Source organism: Micromonospora sp. NPDC005220, assembly GCF_040607895.1.
Taxonomy (GTDB): domain Bacteria; phylum Actinomycetota; class Actinomycetes; order Mycobacteriales; family Micromonosporaceae; genus Micromonospora.
Genome location: NZ_JBEXHP010000221.1, coordinates 1 through 3,488, shown reverse-complemented (window position 1 = coordinate 3,488; position 3,488 = coordinate 1). Strand labels below are relative to the sequence as shown.

General features: G+C 72.2%; 3 protein-coding genes. 1 reads left to right on the top strand and 2 read right to left on the bottom strand.

The window, feature by feature from the left end; translation table 11 throughout:
* Positions 1-176 precede the first annotated feature (176 nt).
* Positions 177-1,427 (bottom strand): DUF222 domain-containing protein, encoded by a 1,251-nt coding sequence (locus ABZU52_RS32180; protein ID WP_354974679.1) that lies wholly within the window; start codon positions 1,425-1,427, stop codon positions 177-179.
* Positions 1,428-1,604: 177 nt separating this feature from the next.
* Complete coding sequence (locus ABZU52_RS32175) at positions 1,605-2,519, bottom strand: hypothetical protein (RefSeq protein ID WP_354974678.1); 915 nt, start codon at positions 2,517-2,519, stop codon at positions 1,605-1,607.
* A 246-nt stretch (positions 2,520-2,765) separates the two neighbouring features.
* On the opposite strand from ABZU52_RS32175, the gene ABZU52_RS32170 reads away from it, so the two are divergent.
* A complete protein-coding gene (locus tag ABZU52_RS32170) occupies positions 2,766-3,422 on the top strand; it encodes an HAD family hydrolase (RefSeq protein WP_354974677.1) in 657 nt (218 codons plus the stop codon).
* The last annotated feature ends 66 nt before the right edge of the window (positions 3,423-3,488 follow it).

Here is a 3,488-nt window from a genome sequence, read left to right as displayed (position 1 = left end):
TCATCGGGATACTTCTTCGGTGCTGCCACGGATACTTCCTCCCCCACGGCCATCAGACCATGGTTAAGAAGCTCCATGAAAGCGGGGGTAGCTCACTTGTGTGCCGGCCATGGCTTGTGTACCGGCCACATGGCCTGTGTGTCGGCTATGGCCTGTGGCTTCGGACTGACGGGCGGTCACGTTCGTCGGTGGTACTGGTTGCGGCGGGGGAGTCGGTCGGGGTCGAGCCAGGCGGGGGGCACGAACTCGGGGTGCCCGTCGCCGCCGAGCCGCACGCTCCAGTCGCTGTGGTGGAGGTGTCGGTGGTGGTGGCCGCAGAGGAGGACGGCGTTGTCGAGGCTGGTCGGGCCGCCGTCGGCCCAGTGCCGGATGTGGTGGGCGTCGCACCAGCGCGGTGGGCGATCACAGCCCGGGAAGGCGCAGCCTCGGTCGCGCAGGACCAGGGCGCGTCGTAGCGGGCCGGTGACGAGTCGGCGTTGCCGGCCGAGGTCGAGCGGTTGGCCGGCTCCGCTGAGGACAGCGGGAAGAATGGCGGCGTCGCAGGCGAGCCGACGCACGGCCTCGGGGGTGAGCTGAAGGCCGGTGTCGAGAGCACCGGCGCCCAACTGCCGCGTCAACCCGTCGTAGGCGGTGGTGACGACCACCTGTGCGAGGTCGCCGCCGTTCTCGGGTAGCTCGCCGCTGCGCAGAGCGAGCCGGCACACGTCGGCGAGGGCGTCATGGCGGCGCTGCCCGGCCGTGCGGGTGTCGTCGGGGCCGCCGGGCGCGCTCAGCGGGTCGATGGCGGCGCGCAACGCGGCGGCGGCTTCACTGTCGAGGATGCCGGTGAGGCGTAGTCGGCCGTCGGTCTGTTCGCTCATGGTGAGGTGTCTGTCGCGGGCGGCTCGGGACTCCTCTGCCTTCATTGCTGCCTCCGCGGCGGCATCGGCGACCTCAGGGGCGACGTGGTCGAGGATGCGGGTGCCGAGCTTGCGCATCTGGGCGGCGTCGAACTGCGCGGCCCAGTCGACGAGGACGCCGACGGCCTTGTCGGCGACCTCCGTGCCGGCAGCGGTGTGCACGGTCTGGACCGTGGCGGCGATGACCCGGACCTGCTCCACGTCGACGGTTCCAGTGGCCAGCGCGTCCCGCGCGGCGGCCGGAGCGGCATCGAGCATCGCGGCCAGCTCGATCAGGCGGCGGGCGGCGCCGATGCCGAGGCGCAGCCGGCCTCGCAACCACACCGCTGTCGAGGAAGCGCCCTGTGCGGTCGCGGTGCCTCGGCCGTCGAGCTCCCGGACGAGAGCCAGCTTGACCGCGGCAAGGCGTTGCTCGAGCCGGTGTGCGGCGTCGAGTGCCGCGACGAGGTCGTGCTCTGCAAGAGCCCACGCCGACGCGCCGAGGCAGTCGGCGACTGCCGCCTCCGCCTGCGCCAGCTCCTCCAACATGGACCGACAATAGAACAGGTGTACGACAGTCTTGGCTCGCGGCGGGTGAGGTGCGGTGGTTCCGGGTGACTGGCCGACGACGATGGGCAGCTCGCCCGCGCGCGACGGCTGATCTTCGGAGGCGTGGTGCTGTGGCACCGGGGCCGTGCGGGCGGCCGGTTCGCGCGGCGCGCCGGTTCAGTGGTTGATGCCGTCGACCAGACGTTCGGTGGCGAGGCAGGAGACGAGGCAGCGTTCCTTGGCGTCGCCGGTGAGTCGGGCGGTCCAGTCGGTGAGGCCGCCGTCGCCGATCTCCAGGCTGCCGTTCAGGAGGGTGATCCGTAGGGCGCACCCCGTGTAGTAGCCCCGGCCCCGAGACCGCTCCGGTTCGTCCAACAGGGGCACCGCGCTGCCCTCGAGTGCCGGTCGGACGGTGTCGGCCAGCCGCTCCCGGACGACCCGATCGTCGAAGGTGGTGACGTGCAGCTGAGGCGCGGCGGCCGGCGCCAACTCGGCGAGGACGGTCCGCCAGTAGGTCAGGTGTCGGATCAGCAGCCGGGCCTCCGTGTGGCCCGAGCCCGTGTCCCGGGTGCTGGACACCAGGGCGAAGAGCCGGAAGTGCGCCGACGCGCCGCTGCCGAAATCCTGCGCCCGCAGCACCCGATGGGCGGCGGCCAGGTGCACCTCGCTCTGTCGGCGGCGACGTACGGCCGCCTCGATGGCGAGGGCGTTGGTGGGATCGCTCAGCACCTCGCTGGCGCGCATCGTGGTGACGATCCTGTTCTGGCTGACCGGTGCGACCGCCGAGCAGGCGCCGACCGGTACGACCGGCGACAGCTCCACTCCGGCGGTGTCGGCGGGCAGCAGTTGCCACATCCGCGCCTCCACCTGTGCGAGCAGGCGTGGGTCGGCACGGGCCGGGCGGACGAAACGGTCCTCGCGCCAGCGGCGTACCACCTCGGGCGGGCGTACGGTCGCCGCCCGGTCGCGGGCCACGCTCAACAGCAGAGTGCGCAGGTCCGCGCCGGACAACCCGGCCAGCGCGGTCCGCGTCCCGGCCGGCATCGCCGCCCACACCCGGCGCTCCGCGCCAGCCAGTTCACCGCCATCCATGGCCTACACCATGGACTTCGCGGCGCGCCGGATCCACCGGGTTTGGTGCGGTCCGGTGAATCGTCTACGACATCAGCTCCAAAGCACCCGGCAAAGGCCGTATCGCCGCCCGCCCGCCCGCCGCCTGCCGCCCGCCCGCCGCCCGCCCGCCCGCCGCCCCCTCCAGACGCCCGCGCATCGTGGGGCGGGCAAGGGTCGACGGCCGTCTATGATGCGCCGAGGGCTGGGCTACGACGGGGGATGCACATGATCAAAGCGGTATTCTTCGATGTCGGTGGGACGATTCTCGACGAGTCCCATGAGTTCGCCGCCTGGGCCGACTGGCTCGGCGTGCCCCGGCACACGTTCTCGGCGGTCTTTGGCGCGGTCATCGCCCGGGGTCTGGACTATCAGGAGACGTTCCGGGCCTTTCGGCCCGACTTCGATCTCGCGGTCGAGTTGGAGCGCCGAGCCGCCGCCGGCCAGCCGGAGTCGTTCGGCGCGGAGGATCTCTATCCGGACGCGCGAGGCTGCCTGACCGCCTTGCGGGATCAGGGGCTGCTGGTGGGCCTGGCCGGTAACCAGCCGGCCCACGCCGAGTCGACCCTCCGCGCACTCGACCTCTCCGTGGACGTGATCGGCACGTCACACGGTTGGGGCGTGGCGAAACCGGCACCGGCCTTCTTCGAGCGGGTCGTCCGCGACGGCGGCGGCGATGCGTCGTCGATCCTGTACGTCGGCGACCGGCCTGACAACGACGCCCGCCCGGCCCAGGAGGCCGGGATGCCGACGTGCCTGATCCGACGCTCGCCGTGGGGGCACATCCTCGACATCCCGGCGGTGGCCGAGAGGTGCCTGTTCCGGATCGACTCGCTGGACGAACTCCCCGGCCTGGTCGCGAAGCACAACGCGGCCGGCGGTTGACCCGCCGACCGCGCGAATCGTGCGGTCCTGGTGGCCGCCTTCCCCGGGCGCCCACCAGGACCGGGC